The sequence below is a fragment of the Blastococcus brunescens genome (assembly GCF_035320885.1).
GTDB lineage: Bacteria > Actinomycetota > Actinomycetes > Mycobacteriales > Geodermatophilaceae > Blastococcus_B > Blastococcus_B brunescens.
On the sequence record NZ_CP141261.1, the window covers coordinates 4,852,586 to 4,872,781 of the forward strand.

The 20,196-nt window shown below is 74.7% G+C and carries 21 protein-coding genes and 5 pseudogenes; 10 read left to right on the plus strand and 16 right to left on the minus strand.

The features are described from left to right. Positions 1-21: 21 nt before the first annotated feature. The 3 genes and pseudogenes from U6N30_RS35175 to U6N30_RS32695 form a co-directional block, all read right to left on the minus strand. Positions 22-611: pseudogene (locus U6N30_RS35175) on the minus strand (LOG family protein). A 7-nt stretch (positions 612-618) separates the two neighbouring features. Then, positions 619-759 (minus strand): hotdog family protein, encoded by a 141-nt coding sequence (locus U6N30_RS32690; protein WP_324275578.1) that lies wholly within the window; start codon positions 757-759, stop codon positions 619-621. Continuing rightward, a complete protein-coding gene (locus tag U6N30_RS32695) occupies positions 750-1,076 on the minus strand; it encodes a MaoC family dehydratase (RefSeq protein WP_324275579.1) in 327 nt (108 codons plus the stop codon). Before U6N30_RS32695 ends, U6N30_RS32690 begins: the two co-directional genes overlap by 10 nt. A gap of 214 nt (positions 1,077-1,290) precedes the next feature. Here U6N30_RS32695 and U6N30_RS32700 point away from each other — a divergent pair, with 214 nt between their 5' ends. The 6 genes from U6N30_RS32700 (at position 1,291) to U6N30_RS32720 (ending at position 4,737) form a co-directional block, all read left to right on the plus strand. Then, positions 1,291-1,767 (plus strand): NUDIX domain-containing protein, encoded by a 477-nt coding sequence (locus U6N30_RS32700; protein ID WP_324275580.1) that lies wholly within the window; start codon positions 1,291-1,293, stop codon positions 1,765-1,767. Positions 1,768-1,824: 57 nt separating this feature from the next. Further along, the gene (locus U6N30_RS32705) at positions 1,825-2,208 is read left to right on the plus strand and encodes a hypothetical protein (protein ID WP_324275581.1); all 384 of its coding nucleotides are present in this window, start codon (positions 1,825-1,827) and stop codon (positions 2,206-2,208) included. A gap of 436 nt (positions 2,209-2,644) precedes the next feature. Beyond that, the gene (locus tag U6N30_RS35180) at positions 2,645-3,040 is read left to right on the plus strand and encodes an enoyl-CoA hydratase-related protein (RefSeq protein WP_422678009.1); all 396 of its coding nucleotides are present in this window, start codon (positions 2,645-2,647) and stop codon (positions 3,038-3,040) included. Between the two features lie 8 nt (positions 3,041-3,048). Continuing rightward, positions 3,049-3,639 (plus strand): enoyl-CoA hydratase-related protein, encoded by a 591-nt coding sequence (locus U6N30_RS35185; protein WP_422678010.1) that lies wholly within the window; start codon positions 3,049-3,051, stop codon positions 3,637-3,639. Continuing rightward, positions 3,636-3,968 (plus strand): hypothetical protein, encoded by a 333-nt coding sequence (locus tag U6N30_RS32715; protein ID WP_324278576.1) that lies wholly within the window; start codon positions 3,636-3,638, stop codon positions 3,966-3,968. The genes U6N30_RS35185 and U6N30_RS32715 overlap by 4 nt, the downstream gene beginning before the upstream one ends. 160 nt (positions 3,969-4,128) lie before the next feature. Further along, positions 4,129-4,737 (plus strand): TetR-like C-terminal domain-containing protein, encoded by a 609-nt coding sequence (locus U6N30_RS32720; RefSeq protein WP_324275582.1) that lies wholly within the window; start codon positions 4,129-4,131, stop codon positions 4,735-4,737. Positions 4,738-4,753: 16 nt separating this feature from the next. Here the strand turns inward: U6N30_RS32720 and U6N30_RS32725 are convergent, their stop codons facing one another. From U6N30_RS32725 to U6N30_RS32735, 3 genes are read right to left on the minus strand one after another with little or no spacing between them, the layout of a single operon-like run. After that, positions 4,754-5,107, minus strand: a complete 354-nt coding sequence (locus U6N30_RS32725; protein ID WP_324275583.1) for a hypothetical protein — start codon at positions 5,105-5,107, stop codon at positions 4,754-4,756. Continuing rightward, complete coding sequence (locus U6N30_RS32730) at positions 5,104-5,493, minus strand: TetR/AcrR family transcriptional regulator (RefSeq protein ID WP_324275584.1); 390 nt, start codon at positions 5,491-5,493, stop codon at positions 5,104-5,106. Before U6N30_RS32730 ends, U6N30_RS32725 begins: the two co-directional genes overlap by 4 nt. Before the next feature lie 58 nt (positions 5,494-5,551). Then, positions 5,552-5,977: a DUF5946 family protein gene (locus U6N30_RS32735; protein WP_324275585.1), complete on the minus strand. Its 426-nt coding sequence runs from the start codon at positions 5,975-5,977 to the stop codon at positions 5,552-5,554. A 117-nt stretch (positions 5,978-6,094) separates the two neighbouring features. Here U6N30_RS32735 and U6N30_RS32740 point away from each other — a divergent pair, with 117 nt between their 5' ends. Continuing rightward, positions 6,095-7,222: an NDMA-dependent alcohol dehydrogenase gene (locus tag U6N30_RS32740; RefSeq protein WP_324275586.1), complete on the plus strand. Its 1,128-nt coding sequence runs from the start codon at positions 6,095-6,097 to the stop codon at positions 7,220-7,222. 214 nt (positions 7,223-7,436) lie between these two features. Continuing rightward, the gene (locus U6N30_RS32745) at positions 7,437-7,961 is read left to right on the plus strand and encodes an HAD family hydrolase (protein ID WP_324275587.1); all 525 of its coding nucleotides are present in this window, start codon (positions 7,437-7,439) and stop codon (positions 7,959-7,961) included. A gap of 107 nt (positions 7,962-8,068) precedes the next feature. Here the strand turns inward: U6N30_RS32745 and U6N30_RS32750 are convergent, their stop codons facing one another. After that, positions 8,069-10,006: a glycerophosphodiester phosphodiesterase family protein gene (locus U6N30_RS32750; protein WP_324275588.1), complete on the minus strand. Its 1,938-nt coding sequence runs from the start codon at positions 10,004-10,006 to the stop codon at positions 8,069-8,071. A 397-nt stretch (positions 10,007-10,403) separates the two neighbouring features. On the opposite strand from U6N30_RS32750, the pseudogene U6N30_RS35190 reads away from it, so the two are divergent. Both U6N30_RS35190 and U6N30_RS32755 read left to right on the plus strand, forming a co-directional pair. Next, positions 10,404-10,565, plus strand: a pseudogene (locus U6N30_RS35190) (hypothetical protein); the annotation flags it as partial. Positions 10,566-11,007: 442 nt separating this feature from the next. Then, a complete protein-coding gene (locus U6N30_RS32755) occupies positions 11,008-11,658 on the plus strand; it encodes a GAF and ANTAR domain-containing protein (RefSeq protein WP_324275589.1) in 651 nt (216 codons plus the stop codon). Between the two features lie 219 nt (positions 11,659-11,877). On the opposite strand, the gene U6N30_RS32760 is transcribed toward U6N30_RS32755, so the two are convergent. From U6N30_RS32760 to U6N30_RS32805, 9 genes and pseudogenes are all read right to left on the minus strand, one after another. After that, positions 11,878-14,016 (minus strand): phage holin family protein, encoded by a 2,139-nt coding sequence (locus tag U6N30_RS32760; protein WP_324278577.1) that lies wholly within the window; start codon positions 14,014-14,016, stop codon positions 11,878-11,880. 34 nt (positions 14,017-14,050) lie between these two features. Further along, on the minus strand, positions 14,051-14,677 hold the full coding sequence (locus tag U6N30_RS32765) for a DedA family protein (protein ID WP_324275590.1): 627 nt from the start codon (positions 14,675-14,677) through the stop codon (positions 14,051-14,053). Beyond that, a complete protein-coding gene (locus U6N30_RS32770; RefSeq protein ID WP_324275591.1) occupies positions 14,674-14,799 on the minus strand; it encodes a hypothetical protein in 126 nt (41 codons plus the stop codon). The genes U6N30_RS32765 and U6N30_RS32770 overlap by 4 nt, the downstream gene beginning before the upstream one ends. A 113-nt stretch (positions 14,800-14,912) precedes the next feature. After that, positions 14,913-15,383, minus strand: a pseudogene (locus U6N30_RS35195) (MBL fold metallo-hydrolase); the annotation flags it as partial. A 135-nt stretch (positions 15,384-15,518) separates the two neighbouring features. Then, positions 15,519-16,415 carry an EAL domain-containing protein gene (locus U6N30_RS32780; protein ID WP_324275593.1) on the minus strand — a complete coding sequence of 299 codons (897 nt, stop codon included), beginning with the start codon at positions 16,413-16,415 and terminating at the stop codon, positions 15,519-15,521. Between the two features lie 151 nt (positions 16,416-16,566). Then, a pseudogene (locus tag U6N30_RS35200) lies at positions 16,567-17,436 on the minus strand (diguanylate cyclase domain-containing protein); the annotation flags it as partial. 11 nt (positions 17,437-17,447) lie between these two features. Next, the gene (locus tag U6N30_RS32790; protein WP_324275595.1) at positions 17,448-18,230 is read right to left on the minus strand and encodes a hypothetical protein; all 783 of its coding nucleotides are present in this window, start codon (positions 18,228-18,230) and stop codon (positions 17,448-17,450) included. Then, positions 18,227-19,866: pseudogene (locus tag U6N30_RS35205) on the minus strand (putative bifunctional diguanylate cyclase/phosphodiesterase). Before U6N30_RS35205 ends, U6N30_RS32790 begins: the two are co-directional and overlap by 4 nt. Continuing rightward, positions 19,863-20,039, minus strand: a complete 177-nt coding sequence (locus U6N30_RS32805; protein ID WP_324275598.1) for a hypothetical protein — start codon at positions 20,037-20,039, stop codon at positions 19,863-19,865. The pseudogene U6N30_RS35205 and the gene U6N30_RS32805 overlap by 4 nt, the downstream one beginning before the upstream one ends. Between the last annotated feature and the right edge of the window lie 157 nt (positions 20,040-20,196).

A 20,196-nucleotide genomic window follows, 5' to 3' on the forward strand; every position in this document is an offset into this window, starting at 1 on the left:
AGCCTCTGGGGCGGCCGTCCCTCACGGCCGGGGCGGCGAGGCCGTCCACTTCCGGGGCGGGTGCTCGTAGCCCGCCACGAACGCCAGGAGCTCCTCGGTGCCGGACACCACGCCGAGCGCGTCGAGCCGGACGGCGTCGAGGTAGCCGTCGTCGACCATGCGGCGCAGCTGGCCGAGCAGCGGCTGCCAGAACCCGTCGACGTCGAGCAGCGCGGCCGGCTTGGCGTGCAGGCCGAGCATCCCCAGGTCCAGGCCTCGAACAGCTCCTCGAGGGTGCCCGCGGCGCCCGGCAGGGCGACGAACGCGTCGGCGAGGTCGGCCATGACCGCCTTGCGCTCGTGCATCGACTGCACGACCTCGAGCCGCGGAAGGCCGGGGTGGGCGACCTCGTCGTCGACCAGGTGCTGCGGGATCACCCCGACGACCTCGCCGCCGGCGGCCAGCGCCGCGTCGGCGACCACGCCCATCATCCCGACGCGCCCGCCGCCGTAGACGATGCCGACGCCGGCCTCGGCGAGACCGCGGGCGAAAGCCGCGGCGGCCTCGGCGTGAGCGGGCGGTCCTGCGTGGGACCCGGTGAAGACGGCGACGCGCTCCAGGACAGGTCGCACGCCGCCGTCAGCCGCCGTAGTAGCGGTAGACCGGCTCGGCGATGCAGACGGGCTTGTCGCCGCCCTCGCGCTCGATGACGGCGGCCAGCGTCAGCTGCAGGCCCCCGGTGACCTCCTCGACGGACTTCAGGGAAGCGGTCAGCCGCACCTTGGCGCCGACCGGGACCGGCGAGGGAAGCGGACCTTGTTCAGGCCGTAGTTGACGCCCATGACGGTGTCGGTGACGACGAGCACCTGCGAGGACAGCGGCGCCAGCAGCGACAGGGTCAGGTAGCCGTGGGCGATGGGGCCGCCGAACGGGCTCTCGGCCTTCGCCCGCTCGACGTCGACGTGGATCCACTGGTGGTCGCCGGTCGCGTCGGCGAATTGGTTGACGTGCTCCTGCGTGACCTCGTGCCAGTCGCTGCTGCCGAGCTCGGTGCCGACGAGTCCGGGGACCTCGGCCATGGTCGTCGTCGTGGTCATGCGGGTGTCCTCCGGGAACCAGGGGTCTGGTGCGCGCTCGTGCTCTGCTTACCAGGGGAGCAGAGCACGAGCGTGCGGCGGGTCCTCGACGGTCGCCCCGACGGTGCATCCGCCGACGCTTGTGCTCTGCCCCGCTCAGCGGGGCAGAGCACAAGCATCCGCGGGACACCCTCCGCGGTCGCCGTCGTCCGGCCGGAGCGGGTTCACTGGTCGGGTGCTCGCCTCGACCGACGGCTGGACCACCTGCGCCCAGGGCCATCGCCACTGGGGTCGCGCCGGGGCCGCCGGACTGCTGGTGCACCGCGACGGCGCCGACGGCCCCGAGGTGCTCCTGCAGCACCGGGCCTGGTGGTCGCACCACGGCGGCACCTGGGGAACGCCGGGCGGCGCTCTCCACCACGGCGAGTCGGTCGACGACGGCGCGCTGCGCGAGGTGCGCGAGGAACTCGGCCTCACCGCGGACGACCTCGTCCTCGGCGTCCGGTCGGTCGACGACCACGGCGGCTGGTCCTACACGACCGTCCTCGCCCGCCCGGTGCGCCCGATCGAACCCGCGAACCTGCAGCTGGACGGCGAGAGCACCGGCGTCGCGTGGCATCCGGTGGCGGCGCTGGACGAGGTGGAGCTGCATCCCGGACTCGCGGCGTCGCTGGCCCGGCTGCGACCGCTGCTGGAGGACGCGGCGCGGTAGTCGGGCGTGTCGGCGCATGAGGTCGCAGAGCGTGGGTAGGCGGTCACGGATCTTCTCGTGCCACTGAAGGAGCCGGCTCTGTCCCGCCGCCATCGTGCCCCCGGCACCGCAGCACTGGGTGCTTCCCGGCTCGCGAACGCCCGCCTCGCGCTCCGGCGCAGCCGCGCCCGGATCATCCTGGTCCTGGGCATGGCCTGTGGCGCGCTGCTGATCGCCGCTCCCCTCGCCCTCTTCCTGAGCGGCGGCCCGAGCGGCGACGGCGGCGGTTCCCGTGATCCCGAGGGCGTCTTCACCGGCGGACCCGGCACCGGTGCGCCGGGCGGCCCCGGCATCCCGGAGAGCGGCACCGGCGTGGCCACGGAGTCCGCGCAGTCCCCGGCGCCCGGACTCCCCCGGTCGACACGGCAGGGGACGCGGCCACCGCCGGCGGCGCGGGCCTGACCGGGGTCGGCGGTGACAGCCCCTGCCGGCAGGCGCCGCGGCGGGCCAGGCCGGTGACGGCACCGGCGGCACCCGCGGCACCGCGGCCGGCGCGCCCGCCCCCGGGGGCGGCGGGTCGACGGGCGGGCGGACGCCCGGGGGCGCCGCCCCGCTCCGGCCCCGGCTCCGGCCCCCGCTCCGGCGGCTCCCGCACCCGCCCCCGCGCCGGCGCCCAAGCCCGCTCCCGCGCCGGCGCCCAAGCCGGGTGGCGGTGGCGGTGGCGGTCAGTCGCCCACGCCGCCGGCGTCGACCCCCACGGACTGCCTCTGCGAGGACCTGGACTCGGTCACCGACCCGGTCACCGGCGTCCTCGAGGACGTCACCGAACCGGTCGGCGGGCTGCTCCGTCCGTGACGGCACCGGCGCCGGCCCCCGCGGGCCGCGTTAGGTTCCAGGCATGAGCGCCCGCGACGACGTCTCCGAGATCTTCGACAGCTCCGCGTGGCGGCAGGTCGACGGCTTCGACTTCACCGACATCACCTATCACCGGGCCGTGGACGCCGGCGTCGTCCGGATCGCCTTCGACCGGCCCGAGGTGCGCAACGCCTTCCGCCCGCAGAGCGTCGACGAGCTGATCACCGCACTGGAGCACGCGCGGCTGTCCACCGACGTCGGCTGCGTGATTTTCACCGGCAACGGCCCGAGCCCCAAGGACGGCGGCTGGGCGTTCTGCTCCGGCGGCGACCAGCGGGTGCGCGGGAAGTACGGCTACGAGTACGGCGGGGCTGCGGCCGGGGGCGGTTCGGGCGGGGAGGACAGGGCCGGCTGCACATCCTCGAGGCGCAGCGGCTGATCCGCTTCATGCCCAAGGTCGTGCTCTGCGTCGTCCCCGGGTGGGCGGCCGGGGGCGGGCACAGCCTGCACGTCGTCTCCGACCTGACCCTGGCCAGTGCCGAGCACGCGCGGTTCAAGCAGACCGACGCCGACGTCGGCAGCTTCGACGGCGGCTTCGGGTCGGCCTACCTCGCCCGGCAGGTGGGGCAGAAGTTCGCCCGCGAGATCTTCTTCCTCGGCGAGGAGTACACGGCGGCCGACGCGCACGCGATGGGCATGGTCAACCGCGTCGTCCCGCACGCCGAGCTGGAGGCGACGGCACTGGACTGGGGCCGGAGGATCGTCGCGAAGAGCCCGACCGCGCAGCGGATGCTCAAGTACTCGTTCAACCTCATCGACGACGGCCTGGTCGGTCAGCAGCTGTTCGCGGGGAGACCACCCGGCTGGCCTACATGGCCGAGGAGGCCGTCGAGGGCCGTGACGCCTTCCTCGAGAGGCGCGAACCGGACTTCACCCGCTTCCCTGGCATGTCTGAAGGACGCCCTGCGCCCCACCACTCGCAAGCTCGCGGCGGCACCCTGCAGGGGCCGGCCGAACGTACTGAGGAGGACGAAATGATCGTGGAGATCGTGACGGGCGCCGACGAGCGTCCGGAGGCGCGGGTCGTGGACATCGACGACCTCGGGCGGCTGCACCTGGCGCTGGGGCAGGTGACCGACGACGAGGCCGCCGACGTGCTGGAGCGGGCCGGGCTGGGCCGGTTCACCGACAGCGAGACCGCCGTCCTCGACGTGGCTGCGCTGAGGGCCGCCGCCGAGCCGCGGGCGACGGCGCCGGACTGGCAGACCCGCTGGGACGAGATGATCGCCCACGCCCGCAGCAAGGGGTGGCTGTCGGCGGACGGGTCCGGGCTGCAGGTCCACGTGGAGAGCGCCGCCGGGGCCTGAGCCGAACCGCCGTCGCGACCTGCACGGACGCCGCCGGGCGGTCCATCAACCTTCAAGCGCCTTAGGTCACCCATACTTCTGCGCCGCCGGGCATTGTGGTGAAGGGTTCAACAGGCCAGGATGTCGCGGTGCGTATGACGTCGCGTCACGGAATTCGGTCATGAGTGGAACGCCGGGGCGGCCGCTCAGCTCGGAGCTGTCCGAGCAGCTGCTCTCGGTGGCCGTGGACATCCTCGCCGAGGAAGGGTGGGGCCGGCTCAACAGCGACCGGGTCGCCGCCCGCGCCCGGGCGGGGAAGGCCGGGATCTACCGCCGGTGGCCCACCATGGCTGCGCTCGCCCGGCACGCCGTCGGCCGGTTCCGGCTCGTCTCCCTGCCGGAGGACGGCGGCTCGCTGCGGGCCGACCTCGTCTCCCTCGCGAGCGGGTGGAGCCGTCCGCTGGACCGCGAGGAGCGGGCCGTCGCCAGCATCGTGGGCGCGGCCCGGCACGAGGAGCTGCTCCGGGCCGGCCTGGACGACGCCCTGGTGCGCCCGTTGGCCGCGGTCGTCACCGAGCTGGGAAGGCGGTCGGCCGCCCGGGGCGAACCGATCCAGCCGCAGCGGCTGGTTCTGCTGGGCTCGGTGCTGCAGGCGTTCTGGTGGCAGCGGTACACCGCGGCCGGGGACGGCGCGATGACCCCCGACGCGGTCGAGCGCGTGGTCGACGACGTGCTGGTGCCCCTGGCTGCGCCGGCGTGCGCGGCGCGCCCGGAGCCCGCGAGCGTCTGACGCCTCGGTCGGCGCGTCAGCCCGCCCGGCGGATCCCGGCCGGCGGCCACCCGGTGTCCGAGCGGGCGCGCGTCTGCTGGGTGGGGGTGGTGACGGTGTCGATGGGGGCGGTGTCGATCTGGGACTGGATCCCCGCCAGCACCCGGTCGACCAGCCGCTCGACCCTGGCCACCCGCTCGGTGAGGTCCTCGTCCACCGGGGCGCAACGACGCTGCTCGACGAACACCACCCGGGCGGCCGCCAGCCAGATGGCCGCGGTCAGCGGGGCGACGATGCTCGAGGCCGACAGGTGGTCGGCACCCGGCTCCGGGTCGGTCAGCCAGGCCTCGGTGAGTGCCGCGGACAGCGCCCGCTCGGCCTCCTGGATCACCCGCTGCTCGTGACTGGCCAGGGTCGGGCAGGCGGAGACCGCGGCGGTGAATGCCCGGCCCTCGGCGGACAGGTGCTGCGAGACAAAGTGGCCTGCCCCTCCACCAGGTGCCGGCGCAGCGCGGTCAGCGGCGACGTCCCCGGCGGGCGGCGGCGCACGGCGTCGGCCGGGCCGTCGACCCAGGGGATGCGGCCGTCGAAGAACAGCTCTTCCTTGGTGGCGAAGTGGTTGAAGATCGTCTGGACGGCGACGTCTGCCCCGCGGGCGATGTCCGCGATCGTGACGGCGTCGAAGCCGCCCTCGGCGAACATCCGCTGGGCGACCGTCCGCACGTGGACGCGCGTGCGCGCTTTCTTCTGTGCTCGGCGGTCCAATATCTCACTCACTGTTGCAGCATAAGCACGGAACGTGCATGGCGCCGGATGAAGTGACCGACGCGTTTCATCACTCGGAGCGCACGGGTGCGACTGCCCAGTCCTGGCCGACCGAACGCGCCCAGGACTCGACGAGCACCGGCAGGTCGATGACGTCGAGGTCGGCGGCCACGTCGGCGATCGTGGTCCGCCAGGCGGCCGGGCGCCGCGCCGGGTCGACCTCCGCGGGCACGCCGAGGAGCTCCAGCGCGGTGCGCAGCCGTTGGTCCTCGGCGGTCGGGTGCTGGGCGTCGTAGGCCGCGTCGGCCAGTCGCAGGGCGGTGGCCGTCGCCGGGTGCGTCCCGGCGTCCTCGCGCAGGCCGCGGAGGGTCACCTCGAACAGGCGGGCACAGGAGGACGAGGCGCCGGGGTGCGACGGTCGACCGTCGGCCTGGGCGAGGACGGCGCCGCACCCGGGGCAGATCTGGGTGCGGGAAGGCGGGGCGTCGGACGGCACTCCTCCGATGGTGCCCCACCCCGGCGGGCTGCGCGGATCAGGCGGGTGGATGGCGGAGCGCGGATCCGGTGGCCTTCGATAGGGGGTCGGTGCGGCACTCGGTGCCAGGGAGGCACCATGACCGGCGTGCGAACCAGAGCTGCCGTGCTGCGCCGGCCGGACACCGAGTACGAGATCGTCGAGCTCGAGGTTCTCGACCCGGGCTCGGGCGAGGTGCTGGTGGAGATGGCCTACGCGGGCCTCTGCCACTCCGACGAGCACCTGCGGCACTCCAACCCGGGTGGCCGCTACCCGATCGTCGGCGGGCACGAGGGCTCCGGCGTCGTCCTGGCCGTGGGCCCCGGGGTCAGCTCCGTGGCGCCGGGCGACCACGTCGTCACCAGCTTCCTGCCCGCCTGCGGGCACTGCCGGTTCTGCGCGCAGGGCCGGTCCAACCTGTGCGACAAGGGCGCGACGATCGCCCGCGGCGAACTGCCCACCGGCACCTATCCGTTCCGGCTGGACGGCGAGCCGCTCGGCGGGTTCTGCATGGTCGGCGCCTTCGCGCAGCACACCCTGCTCAGCGAGTTCTCCTGCGTGCGGATCGACCCCTGGATCGCCCTGGACACCGCGGCGCTGGTCGCCTGCAGCGTGCCGACCGGCTGGGGCTCGGCGGTGTACTCCGGCGGGGTCCGGCCCGGGGACACGGTGGTCGTGGTCGGGTTGGGCGGGGTCGGGATGAACGCCGTCCAGGGCGCGGTGCACGCCGGCGCGATGCACGTGGTCGGTGTGGACCCGGTGGCGATGAAGCGGGAGTTCGCCGAGTCGCTGGGCGCCACCCGCACGGTCGCCGGCACGGACGAGGCCGCCGGCCTGGCCCGCGAGCTGTCGCGCGGCACCGGCGCCGACGTCGTCATCGTGACGGTGGGCACGATGTCGGCCGAGGCGTACGCCGGCGCGGCGGCGTCCCTGGGCAAGGGCGGCACGCTGGTCCTCACCGCGCTGGCCGACCGCCCCGAGGACGGGAACGTGCAGCTCGGCGGGCAGCTGGCCACCGTGTTCGAGCAGCGCATCCAGGGCTCGCTGTTCGGCTCGTGCAACCCGTTCCGCGACATCCCGATGCTGCTGCGTCTGCACGAGGAGGGCCGCCTCGAGCTGGACCGGCTGATCACCCGGCGGTACTCGCTCGACCATCTCAACCAGGGCTACCGCGACCAGGCAGCCGGCGAGACGGTCCGCGGCCTGCTGGAGCACTCCGGCTCCTGAACCCGGGGCTTCCGGTGCGCGAAGTCCCGTCGCGGGGTCGGTTGGGCGGTTCGAGGCGTGGGCAGCCCCGGGCGCATGGTGAGCAGCGCATCGCCGTCCTCGACGTGGACGGGACCCTCGTCGACACCAACTACCAGCACGCCCTCGCGTGGTACCGGGCCTTCCGGTCGCTGGGGAGACTTATCCGATCTGGCGCATCCACCGGCTGATCGGGATGGGCGGCGACCAGCTGGTGGCCGCGCTCGGTGGGGACGACGTCGAGGAGCGGATCGGCGAGGCGGCCCGCGAGCGGTGGGTGCGGGAGGCCGATCCGCTGTTGGCTGAGACGGCGCTGCTGCCGGGTGCCCGTGAGCTCGTCGTGGCGCTGAAGGAGCGCGGGCACCGGGTGGTGCTGGCCAGCTCGGGCAAGCCGCACCACGTCGACCGCGCGCTGGACCTGCTCGAGGCCCGCGACCTCGCCGACGCCTGGACCACCAGCGAGGACGTCGAGAACACCAAGCCCGCGCCGGACCTGCTGCAGGTGGCGCTGGAGAAGCTGGGCGAACCCGTGGATGCGCCGGCCGTCGTCATCGGCGACTCGGTCTACGACGTGGAGGCCGCCAGGAACGCCGGCATGCCGGCGGTCGTCGTCCGGTCCGGGGGCTTCGGGGACGACGAGCTGCGCGACGCCGGGGCGGTCGGGATCTACGACACCCCGGCCGACCTCATGGCCGCCCTGGACGACACCGACCTGGCCTGATCGGGGCCGGGGCCGGGGCCGGGGCCGGGGCAGGGCAGGGTAGGTCGTGGACGCTTGTGCTCTGCCCCGGTGAGCGGGGCAGAGCACAACGGTCGGGCAGCCCGGGGTCAGGAGGCGGCGGCGTCCCGGCCGAGGCGGCGGAGCAGCTCGTCGGGGTGGTCGGTGATGACCGCGTCGACGCCGAGGTCCCGCACGAGGTCCATGTCGGCGGTCCGGTTCACCGTCCAGACGTGCACCTCCTTGCCGGCGGCGTGCGCCTCGGCGACGAACTCCGGGTCCGAGCGGATCAGCGCCATGCCGGGGCCCACGGCGGAGGCGCTGCCGGTCAGCAGCTCGCGACGGACCGGGCGCAGCCGCTTGCCGATCAGTTGCACGGTGGGCACGGCGGGCGCGAGCTCTGCCATCCGGCGCACGGCCAGCTGGGAGAAGCTCATCATCCGGACGGCGGGCTTGCCGGCCCACTCGACGGGGCGCCCGTTCCCGAGCAGGCCGTAGCGGCGCAGGCAGTCGACCAGCGCCTCCTCGACCTTGCGGGTGTGCCGGGTCGGATGCTTGGTCTCGATCGCCAGGCGCAGCGAGCCGGGGGTGGCGGTGATGTACGCCAGCAGCCGGTCGAGGGTGAGCACCAGGCCGTTCTCGACATCGGGTTCGTCGGTGATCGAGAGGATCTCGTCGTCCGCCCAGCGGTTGCGGCCCCTGGGCCGGCGGGCGCCGAACTGGAACTGCTCGAGCTCGGCCAGGTGCAGCGCGGAGACGATGCCGCGCCCGTTCGAGGTGCGCCGGATCTGCCGGTCGTGCACGCAGACCAGCACGCCGTCACGGGTCAGCCGCACGTCGCACTCCACGGCGTCGGCGCCGACGGCCGCGGCCTGCCGGTAGGCGGCGAGCGTGTGCTCGGGCGCCGCGGCGGTGGCGCCGCGGTGGGCGACGACCTCGGGGACGGTCAACGGAGGGGCGGAGCAAGTGCGCGGCACGCAGGGATCCTCCCTGCCCGTCGCCGTGCCGCGCGTCCGGGCGACGCCGCACTCACCTTCCGCGACGACGTGGCTGGTCGGGACGTCAGCCGGCGCGGCGGACGCGGTACTCGGCGACCGACGCCATCGGGGGCCGCTCGGCGACGGCGACGGCGCGGCTGCGGGGCACGAAGCCGGTCCCGTCGTGCTCGAACTGGGTGAGCAGCCCGCTGGCCGGGAGCGGCTGCTGACCGGGCCGGTCGTCGGTGGCGCGGGCGAGCACCGTGGACACGACCTCCCCGGCCATCCCGCCGAGGGCCTGCTGCGACTGCGACGTGTGCCGGCGGACGCCGAGGTCGACCTGGGCCAGCGAGGACAGCCCGCCAAGCCGCAGCAGGTCGATGAGCAGGCCCACCTCCACGCCGTAGCCGGAGACGAACGGCACCTGCTCCAGCGCCGACCGGCGTCCGGCGTACTCGCCTCCCAGCGGCTGGACGAACCCGGCCAGCTCGGGCCACAGCGCGTTGAGCAGCGGACGGGCGGTGAGCTCGGTGACCCGGCCCCTCCGGCCGGCTGGGCGTGCCCGCCGATCTCCAGCGGCCGCGTGTAGCAGCCCTTGACGTAGAGCACCTGCGGGTCGGTGAGCAACGGCGCCAGCAGCCCCGGGACGTAGTGGGCGACGTCGCCCAGCAGGTCGGCGTCCAGGAAGACGACGAGGTCGCCGGTCGTGGCGGCCAGCGACTTCCAGAGCGCCTCGCCCTTGCCGGGCCGGGTGCCGTAGGCGGGCAGGACGTCGGCGGCCGCGACCACGTCCGCGCCGGCGTCGCGGGCGACCCGGGCGGTGGCATCGGTGGAGTCGGAGTCGACGACGAGCAGCTCGTCGATCAGCGGCGCCCGGACCATCCAGTGCTCGCGCAGGTCGGCGACCAGCCGCCCCACGGTGGTCTCCTCGTCGCGGGCGGGGAGGACGACGCTGACGCGGTGCCCTCCGCGGCGCTTGGCGCGCAGCAGCGCGTCGAGGTCGACCGACGCCGGGCCGGAGGCGCTCGTCGTGCGGTGCTCGAACCAGGCTCGGGCGTCGGGTCTCACCACCCCACTGTCGTCCAGGCTCGGGCTCCAGGCCAGGACGGCGCCGGCGAATTCACGCCTTCGTCACCGACAGCCGGCCTCCCGGCCGCCCCGGGTTCTTGTGGATTCCTTGCGGCTGCCGAGCGGTCCGCCTGCGGTTGAGCCCTCAGAGTCGGTGCTGCACCACGAGGGGAACCGCCGCCCGGAACCGAGGAGAACACGCGATGGACCGCACCGACGCAGCCCTGACCCGCCGCGTCCTCCGTGCGCGCGTGACCGTCGTCTCCGCGGTCCTGGGCGGCGCTCTCGCGCTCGCCGGGCTCGGCGCCTTCGGCGACCTCTCCGGTGCCCCGGGGACGTGGCTCCCGGGATCACGACCGTGGAGCTGTCTGAGGCGGTCAGCACGCGGTAGGAACTGCGCATGGCCGCGACCGTCGACGAGTACGTGGCGGCGCTGCCCGAGGACGTCCGGCCGGTGCTCGAGGAGGTCCGCCGCATCGTCCGCCGCGTGGTGCCGGCGGTCGACGAGACGATCAGCTACCGGATGCCCACGTTCGTCCTCGACGGCCTGCCACTGGTGCACGTCGCGGCCTGGACGAAGCACCTGGGCCTGTACCCGCTGCCGCCGATGGACGACGAGCTGGCGGCCCTGGTGGCCCCTACCGCGGGGCCAAGGACGCGATGCAGCTCCGCTACGACCGGCCGGTGCCCTACGACCTGGTCGAACGGGTGGTCGCGGTCCTGCTGGCACGGCGCCACGCGGCCGACGGCCCGGCAGCGACGGGTGAACGCACCCCGCGGCCTGGACAGGGGCGTAGGTTCGGGACAGCTGCCGGGTGCGCCCGGCACGCAGCGTGCGTCGAAACAACGGCGTCGCAGCACGGCACCTCGTGGGTGCCGTGCACCGAGGACGCCCGCCCCCGGTGAATCCACCGGAGGCCGAAGGTGTTCAGCGACCGGAGCTCAGGCACGTCCACCGCCCAGGCGCTCGAGGAACTGGGCCGGCTCTCCTGCAGGAGCACTCGATGGAGAGCCTCCTGCAACGGGTCGTCGACCTCACCACGGTGGTTCTGCCCGGGCACCTCGAGGCGTCGATCACGCTGCTGATCGACGACCGGCCGTCCACCCCGGTGTTCACCGGGCAGCTGGCCCTCGACTGCGACGAGAGCCAGTTCAGCCGCGGGTACGGGCCGTGCCTGCACGCCGCCAGCACCGGTGAGCTGGTCGAGATCGCCGATGCCCGGACCGAGACCCGGTGGCCGGACTACGTGCAACGGGCCGCCGAGCACGGTGCGCTCAGCTCGCTGTCCATCCCGCTGCCGGTCAGCGACGGCATACACGGGGCGATGAACGTCTACGGCCGTGAGGCGAACGCCTTCGACGACGAGAGCCGCTCCGCCGGCCAGCGGTTCGCGCCGTACGCCGGGGTCGCCGTGGCCAACATGCACGCCTACCAGAGCGCGCAGAACCTCGCGGGCAACCTCCAGGTGGCGCTGGAGAGCCGCGCGGTCATCGACCAGGCCAAGGGCATCCTCATGGAGCGGCACAAACTCACCGCGGATCAGGCTTTCCAGATCCTGGCCGGGGTATCGATGCGCCGGAACACCAAGCTGCGCAGCGTGGCCGACGAGCTGGTGACGACCGGAGAACTGATCGGTGGTCCTCCGGTTCCCTAGGCCGCGCGGCAGACCCGAGAGCAGGGGCGTGTGATCTGCCGGCAGACCACACACCCCAGGCTCGGTGGTCGAGAAACCGGCCGCCGAGCCGCCTCGTGCTGTCCGCGAGCGACGGTCGTGCGTGCCACCGTTCGCGCCGCGCCGTCGTCGCGCGTCCAGAACCGGGCGCTGCCCTCAGAAGTCGACCCACCGCGCGGCGCACTGCCGGCCGGCTCACCTCTAGCTGCGCACCTGCGCTGCGTCGAGCGCGGTCGGGCTGTGCTCGCCGATCGCGGCGCCCTCGCCGGTGGGCTCCGGGTGGCCGAGGTCGCTGAGCCAGCCGCGCAGTACCCGGTGCAGGTGCTCGGCGCCGACGACCTCGCCCGGCGCCGTCCAGGCCCGCGGATACGCCAGCAGCGCGTGCTGCTGCGGCCCGCCCAGGCCGCCGTGCGAGCCGACGTGCGGCTCGAACGGTGACGCCTCGTCGGTGTCGGGGTCGTAGCGGCTGTTGATCACGACGTCGGCGCAGTGCGGGAACGTCGAGACGCGGGCGACGAGCGCGGCGGCGTGCTCGCCGTAGGGCAGCAGCGGGTCGGCGCCGATGACGACGCCGGTCGCCAGCCGGTGCAGCCCGTCGCGGCCGAGGACCACCGGCCCGAACTCCTCGGAGTGCACGAGCAGGAAGCCGACGCCGTCGTGGTCGACCAGGCCGGGCAGCAGGCCGGGCCAGTGCCGCTCGATCTCCTCCAGCGACACCCGGCCGGGGAGGTCGGGGAAGGACACCATCGCCTGGTGGCCGGAGACCACGCACACCACGCCGGGTGCCACCCGCGGCACGTCACCGGTCGTCCCCGGCTCGAAGTCGTGGTCGTGACGGACCGCCCCGGCCCGTTCCACCCGGTCGCGCAGCCGGCGCGCGATCGGCCCGCCGCTCTCGGCGAGGGCGGTGGCCACCTGCCAGCTCTCCACGGGACGGCGGCTGTCACGGGTGCCGGTGGAGCGGCGGGCGCCGACGGGCCCACCGCACAGCCGGCCCACCAGCTCCTCGATCGACTCCCCGAACCGGTCGGCGAAGGCCCAGCCCTGGGTCTGGCCGTGGTCGGAGAGGACGACGAGGTGGTACTCGCGCGGCGCCAGGGTGGCGGCCCGGCGCAGGCGGCCGAGCTGCTGGTCGATGGTGCGCAGCACGGCCAGGCTGTCGGCCCGCTCCAGCCCGCCGTGGTGGGCGGCCTCGTCGTAGCCGAGGAAGTCGGCGTACACGGCGGGGCGGCCGGCCAGCATGTCCTCCAGCAGCGCGAAGACGACGACGTCGCGGGAGATGACGGTGACGCCGGGGCGGGCCAGCGGGTAGATGCCGCCGCGGCTGACCCGGGGCCGGACGTCGTCCCGCCGCTCCCGGGCCGCGGCGACCAGCTCCCGGACGACGTCGACGAGCGAGACGCCGATGGTGCGCAGCGCGTTCACCGGGTTGGCGAAGTAGGCGTAGTAGCCCGAGCCCACCCGGGACGGGGTGCGCCGGGTGCGGCGGGCCCGGGCCGGCACGACGTGCGAGAGCGAGCTCATCGTGAGGCTGACGTGGGCGGCGTCGCCGGTGAACAGGTTGCCGCGGCCGGCGCCGTCGGGGGCGAGCAGCCCGCGGCCGTCGGAGTGCCGGCGCTCCACCTCGACGGCGTCGGTGGGGTGCGAGACGCGGGTGATGTGGTCGCGGTCCTTCTCGTACCAGCGGAACCCGAGGATGTCGTGGTTGGAGCCGTGCAGGATGCCGCTCACCGCGGCGCCGGTCTGGGAGCTCCAGTCGGTGTGCCAGGAAGTCATCGCGTGGCTGCCGGTGCGCAGCCAGGAGGCGAGGTTGGGCATCCAGCCGTCGCGGACCGCGCGGCGGGCGGTGTCGTAGGAGAGCGCGTCGATCTGCAGGAATAGCACGCCGGGCGGCCGGTCGGCGTCCTCGGCGAGCGCACCGGCCCGGCGGCGCGCCCGGCGGAAGAAGATCTCGTCCTCGTCGACGGCGAGCAGGCTGCTGACCAGGCCGGAGACGACGGCGAGCACGATCGCCACCCAGACGGCGACCTGGAGGCTGCTCATCTGCACGCCGGGGATGGCGTAGGAGACGGCCAGCACCAGCGCGCCGAAGAGCAGGAAGCTGCCGAGGCCGAGGGTGAAGAACGCGACCGGCAGCGCGACCCGCATCACCAGCGGCCAGGCGAGCGCCGACAGGAGGCCGAGCAACAGCGCCATCACCGGCGGCTGCCACCAGGAGGTGAGCTCGAAGCCGTCGAGCCGATCGCTGAGCACGACCAGCGCCCCGGTGACCGCCGCCCAGGTGACGACGACGCGGGCGAGGGTGCGGCCGGTGCGCAGCAGCCGGCCGTGGGGGCCCAGGGCATCCCGAGGGAGGCCGTGCGCGGGGAGGCGCTCACACCGACTCGCAGGGCTCGGGCTCGGGAGCGGCCGGGACGCGGCGGCGCCGGCTGCTGACCACGTTCATGGCCGCGCTGACCGCGAGCACCAGCACGGTGGCCACCAGCATCGCGATCAGCGGGGAGTCGAAGATGCCGCCGCTGACGACGCCGAGCAGCGCGTAGGCCAGCGCCCAGAGGAAGGCGGCGAGCAGCGAGGCCGGGACCAGCCGCCGCCACGGGTAGGCCAGCGCGCCCGCCGCGACCAGGACCGGGATGCGGCCGGCGGGCAGCAGCCGACCGGCGACGACGATCTGCCAGCCGTGCACCCGGAACTGCTCGCGCACCTCGTCGACGCGCTCGGCGTGCTGGCCGCGGATGAGCCACCGCACCGCCGACGGGCCACCGAACCGGGCGATGGCGAAGGTGATCAGGTCGCCGGTGAGCGCGGCGAGGGTGGCCACGGCGAGCACCAGCGGCAGCCCCAGGTTGTCGGTGGTCATGGCGAAGGCCGCGGCCGTGCCGACCACCAGGCCGGTCGGCACCACCGGGACGACGGAGCCGAGCAGCACCAGCCCGAACAGCAGGGGGTAGCCGACGGACGTGGTGCCGTCCCAGGCGTTGGCGAGGACGTCGAGGTTCATGTCGCCGCCACCGACAGGTCGACGGCGGAGCCGGGCGGGGTGACGACGACGCGGGTCGGCAGGCCCCGGGCGGCCACCTCGGTGGCGAACGCGTGGGGCGGGTCGACCAGCAACCGCCGCATGCGGGCGCGCAACGGGGAGGGACCGACGCCATTCCCGCGACGGTGAGCGTGCCCCAGTGCACCGGGACGGCGATCCGCGGCCGGATGAGGGCGGCGGCGTCCGCGGCGCCGACCGGGTCGAGGTGGCCGGGGCCGAGGGTGGCGCCCCAGCCCCAGACGTGCAGCAGGGCGATGTCGACGTCGCGCGGCCGCAGCGCGCCCATCCCGTCGAAGAGCCCGGTGTCGCCGCTGACGTAGACGCAGGAACCGCCGCCCTCGAGCAGGAAGCCGATCGACTCGGTGGCCGGCCCGTGGGTGGACCGGGGACCCCAGCGGTGGCCGCTGTGCTCGGCGCGGACGGCGGTGATGCGCAGGTCGCCGTCGTGCACGGACTCCCCGGCCGACAGCTCGTCGACGTGCGGGAAGCCCCGCCCGCGCAGCCAGGCGCCGGCGCCGCGCGGCACCACGATCCGGGTGCGCGGCCCGACCGTGCGCAGGGAGGGGATGTGCAGGTGGTCGCCGTGCAGGTGGCTGATGAGCACGACGTCGACCCCGGCCCACGTCGCCGGGTCGGGGAGCGGCACGACGCGGCGGAGCAGGCCCACGGTGGGCGCGAGGAGGGGTCGGTGAGCACGGTGCGCCCGGCCAGCTCGACGCGGACGGTCGAGTGGCCCAGGAAGTGCAGCGCCGGGCTCGTCACCGCGTCAGTAAACGCCCGGCCGGGGACAGTTCCCAGGCGTTTAGGCCCTGATGGGGGACCCCGCGACCGGAAATGGGGGAAACCCTGACGGTTCGTCGGCGTCCGTGCTGTTGATCATCGGCTGCGTGCGCGGGACACGGCACGACGCGCCGTCCAGGCGAGCCCGCAGGCGATGATCAACTCGGCAAGGGGCCGGCAGCAGCGCCACGAGCGCGTCGACGGTCAGGTCGTGCGGCTCGCCGCGGCCGTGCAGCAGCGGCACCCCCGTGGCGACGACGGCGTCGCGTGCCTCGGCCGACGTGCCGACGCCGCCGGCGATCGTGGTCAGACCGAAGTCGCTGTTGGTGCGCACCATGGCCGTCAGCACCTCGAGGGCGCGTGCGGTGTCGTCACGGGTGGACAGCGCGTTGAGGTCGACCCGCACGACGTCGAGGCCGACCCGGGCGAGCAGGGCGAAGAGGCTGTGGCCCATGCCGTAGTTGTCCAGGCAGAGGCGGACCCCGGTGCGGCGGACGGCCTCCAGCTCGGGCACCAGCGCGGCCGAACCGGTCAGCAGCGTCTCCTCGGTGAACGACAGCACCAGCCGGGAGGGGCTCACCGCGGACGCCGCCAGCGCGGCGCCGACCTCGGCGGCCAGCCCCTCGCCGGTGACGAGGCCGGCGGGCAGGCTCACCGCGACGCCGACCCGCTCGTCGGGCAGCGCCGCCGCCGTCCGGCACGCCTCGTGCAGCAGCCAGGTCTGCAGCTCCGCGGCGCGGCCCTGGCGCTCGGCGAAGCCCCAGAGGTCGAGGCCGCGCACGGTGGCGTGGTCCGGGTGGCTCCAGGCCGGCAGGGCGTGCACGAGGTCGATGCGGCCGTCGGGGGCGCACGCGGCGTCCAGGCGCAGCGAGAACACGCCCTGGGCGACGACGTCGTCGAAGTCCGGCTGGGCCTCCACGTCGGAGGGGCCGGGGTGTCGGAACTCCGCACGCAGCCCTTGCCGGCCTGCTTGGCGGCGCGGAGGGCGGCGTCGGCCTCCCGGAAGGCGACCTGCCCCCGGCCGGGCCCAGCGGGGCGACGCCCACGCTGGCGCCGACGGCGAACGTGCCGTCGCCGGCCCGGTGCGGCATGCCGAGGGTGTCGACGACGCGCTGGGCGACGTCCTCGGCCTCGGCCTGGTTGCCGGTGACCAGGACGGCGAACTCGTCGCCGCCCAGGCGGGCGACCAGGTCGTCCTCGCGGACGACGGTGTGCAGTCGGCGGGCCACCTCGACCAGCAGCTGGTCGCCGGCCTCGTGCCCGGCGACGTCGTTGACCGCCTTGAACCCGTCGAGGTCGAGGACCAGCAGGCACCGGAGGTCGGCGGACGGCGCGTCCAGCTCCCGGAAGAGCAGGGCGCGGTTGGGCAGGCCGGTGAGGTGGTCGGTGTAGGCCATGCGCTCGAGCTCGCGCTCGCGGCGGCGGCGGGTGGTGACGTCGCGCAGGTAGAGGACGCGACGGCCGCTGCCGGGGCGCTCGGTGGAGGTGGCCTCCAGCTCGCGGGTCGCGCCGTCGGCGGGCGCAACCCGGAAGTGCAGGGGCGGGCCGTCGCCGGCGGGGAGGTCGACGGTCGCGCTCAGGACGGCGTCCCGGTCGGCGGGGTCGACCAGGTCGAGCAGCGACACCTCGTCCTCGGCGTCGGCACCGAGGCCGAGCAGGCTGCGCGCGGCCGGTGAGGTGAACAGGAGGTGGAACTCGCGGTCCATGATCGCGATGCCGTCGGAGCTGGCCTCGATGAGCTCGCGGAAGTCCTCCTCGGACCGCACGAGGTCCTCGGTCATCCGGCCGTCCTCGCGGATGCGCAGGGCCAGCCGCAGCGCCATCAGCGTGAGGACGACGGCGATGCCCATCTCGGCGGCGGTGGAGTGCGAGTGGTCCTTCCACTCCATGAGGGCGATGGCGCCCGGCAGCGAGAGCAGGGCGCCGACGACGAGCACCATGCCCAGCGGGCTCACCACGGGGCGGCGGCCCGGGCGGTGTGGTCGGCGAACCGGCGGGGCGCGACGTGCGCGGCGACGACGACGGTCTGCAGGCCCATGGCGACCGAGACGTCGGAGATCGCCGTCCAGACCGACGACGGGTCGACGATCGCCATGGCCTCGGCGACACCGGCGGTGGCCTGCCAGGCGACGGCGCCGATCAGGATGCTGACCGAGCGGCGCAGCGCCGCCGTCGAGACGGTGCACATGGCGCCGGCCCCGCCGAGCATCACCGCGGCGTAGCCGCCGTACAGGAGGACCAGGGAGCGCAGGTCCTCCGGCGCGTCGGCCGGGCTGACCAGCGGGGCGCGGAGCACCTCGGTGACGACGAGCAGGGCGACGGTGATGACCAGCCCGTCGACGACGAGGGCGGGCCAGCGGGTGCGGCTGACCCGGCGGGCGAGCAGGCCGCAGATCACCAGCGGGGAGACGGCGCCGGCGAAGAGGAACACGTCGTCGAAGCCGAACCCGTCGAGCTCCGGGCCGGGGAAGGCGGCCGCCAGCCACTGGGCGGTCATGAAGAGCAGCGCGGCGTAGCCGACGATGCGCCACGGCCGGCCGGCGGTGCGGTCCATGGTGCGGGTGATCCGGAAGGCGGCCAGGGCCGAGCTCGCGGCGACCCCGCCGAGGACGAGCTCGTCCCACTGCATGCCGGTGCCGTCGGGCGCGCTGAACGGCACGGTGACCAGCAGGCCGAGGAGTCCGAGCGGAACGGTCCAGCGGACGCTGCGCGGAATGCTGCCGACGGCGATCACGACGGCACCGCCGGGGTGTCCGCGTGCTGCACGTCCCAGGCGCCGGCGGCGAGCTGCGCGGCCTCCAGCGGGCGGGCGAACACGTACCCCTGCAGGTAGCGGTGCCCCATGTCGCGGAGCAGGGTGAGGACGGCCTCGTCCTTGACGCCCTCGACGATGACGGGCAGGTCGAGGCTGGAGCCCAGCTGCAGCACCGCGCGGCACATGGCCCGGCGGGCCGGGTCGTGCTCGACGTCGGACAGGAAGTACTGGTCCATCTTGAGGATGTCGACGGGCATGCCGACCAGGTAGGCCAGCGACGACCAGCCGGTGCCGAAGTCGTCGATGGCGACCCGGACGCCGAGCTGGCGGAGCACGGTCAGGTCCTCGATCACGTGCGAGTCGTCGAGCAGCACCGACTCGGTGATCTCGACAATGAGCCGCGAGGACGGCAGGCCGCTGGACTCCAGGGCGCCGAGGACGTCGGGCACGAGCTCGCCGCTGCGCACCTGCCGGGCGGACACGTTGACCGCCACGCCCAGGTCCGCATCGCCCAGGCCGGCGATGGTCGCGCAGGCCTCGCGCAGCACCCACCGGCCGAGCTCGGTGATCAGCGGGGACTCCTCGGCCAGGGGCACGAACTCGGTGGGGAGACCTCGCCGAAGGTGGGGTGCTGCCAGCGCAGCAGCGCCTCGACGGAGACGGTGCGGTGCATGACGACGTCGACGACGGGCTGGAAGACCAGCCGCAGCTCGCCGCGGTCGAGGGCGCCGTCGAGGTCGGCGCGCAGGGTGGCGCGGCGGTCCTTCTCGACGCGCAGGGCGTCGTCGTAGCGGTGCACGGCGCCCGGGCCGGCGGTGGCCGCGCTGCGCAGGGCGAGCTCGCCGCGGCGCAGGGCCTCGCCGGTGTCGAGGTCGGGGAGGAGGGCGGTCACGCCGGCGACGGCGGACAGCCGGAGCGAACCGCCGGGGATGGGCACCGGGCCGACGGCATCCACCAGCCGCGCGCCCACGGTCTCGGCGTCGGCGATGCTGCCGTCGACGAGGACGACGAAGTCGCCGTCCTTGCCGCGGGCCAGCCAGTCCTCGCCGCGCAGGGCCCGGGTGAGCCGGGCGGTCAGGGCGCGCAGGACGGCGGTCTCGGTGTCGGGGGTGAGGACCTCGGAGGCCAGGCCGCTGATCCGCACGAGGGCGAGGGAGAACGACCGGTGGTGCGCCTCCCGCTGGACGGCCCCGAGGCTGCGGACGACGGCGGCGCGGTTGGGCAGGCCGGTGACGGGGTCGGTGAGGGTGAACTCGGACAGGTCGGGGTCGATGCCGGCGGCGGGCACGCGCGAGGAGACGTCGCGGCAGTACAGGACGAGCGCGCCGACGTCGGGGTCGGCGCGCAGGTCGCGGACGGTGGCCTGGATGAGCCGCCACCGGCCGTCGGCGTGCCGCACGCGGGCGGTGCGGACGGCGAGTTCCCCGGGGCGGGCGCGGTCGGCGTCCAGGGCGCCGGAGAGGGCGGAGCGGTCGTCGGGGTGGACGGCGGCGAGCAGCGGCAGCCCGACGACTGCGGCGGCGTCGAAGCCGAGCAGGTCGGCGATGCCCTGCGAGGCGAAGGTGATGCGGAACCGGCCGTCGAGGATGACGACGGGGTCGACGCTGCTCTTCACCAGCGTCTGGAACGAGTACTGGCTGCGCTGCAGCGCCCGGTGAGCCGCCGCTGGCGGGACCAGAGGGCGGCCTGGAAGCCGACCAGGACGGCGAGCCCCGTGCCGGCGAGGACGACGCCGGCCGCGGCGGGCACGGCCAGCAGGCCGACCACGACGGCGACGACGGCGAGCACGGGGAGGGCGACTCCGGCTCCGGGAACGGCGAGGAGCCCGGCGCGCCCGCTGGGGGCGCGACCGGGAACGCAGCCGCGGGCTGCCCCAGGCCGGGGGCGGAGGTCACAGGGTCTGATCGGGATCCGCCGGGAACTGCTGCAGCACCGTTATCGATCT

Coding starts and splice junctions, on each gene's coding strand:
- U6N30_RS32695 (WP_324275579.1), bottom strand. CDS start 1,076: ATGACCACGACGACGACCATGGCCGAGGTCCCCGGACTCGTCGGCACC.
- U6N30_RS32745 (WP_324275587.1), top strand. CDS start 7,437: ATGGGCGGCGACCAGCTGGTGGCCGCGCTCGGTGGGGACGACGTCGAG.
- U6N30_RS32770 (WP_324275591.1), bottom strand. CDS start 14,799: ATGCGGCGGTTGCTGGTCGACCCGCCCCACGCGTTCGCCACCGAGGTG.
- U6N30_RS32715 (WP_324278576.1), top strand. CDS start 3,636: ATGATCGTGGAGATCGTGACGGGCGCCGACGAGCGTCCGGAGGCGCGG.
- U6N30_RS32765 (WP_324275590.1), bottom strand. CDS start 14,677: ATGAACCTCGACGTCCTCGCCAACGCCTGGGACGGCACCACGTCCGTC.
- U6N30_RS35185 (WP_422678010.1), top strand. CDS start 3,049: ATGCCCAAGGTCGTGCTCTGCGTCGTCCCCGGGTGGGCGGCCGGGGGC.
- U6N30_RS32755 (WP_324275589.1), top strand. CDS start 11,008: ATGGAGAGCCTCCTGCAACGGGTCGTCGACCTCACCACGGTGGTTCTG.
- U6N30_RS32740 (WP_324275586.1), top strand. CDS start 6,095: ATGACCGGCGTGCGAACCAGAGCTGCCGTGCTGCGCCGGCCGGACACC.
- U6N30_RS32720 (WP_324275582.1), top strand. CDS start 4,129: ATGAGTGGAACGCCGGGGCGGCCGCTCAGCTCGGAGCTGTCCGAGCAG.
- U6N30_RS35180 (WP_422678009.1), top strand. CDS start 2,645: ATGAGCGCCCGCGACGACGTCTCCGAGATCTTCGACAGCTCCGCGTGG.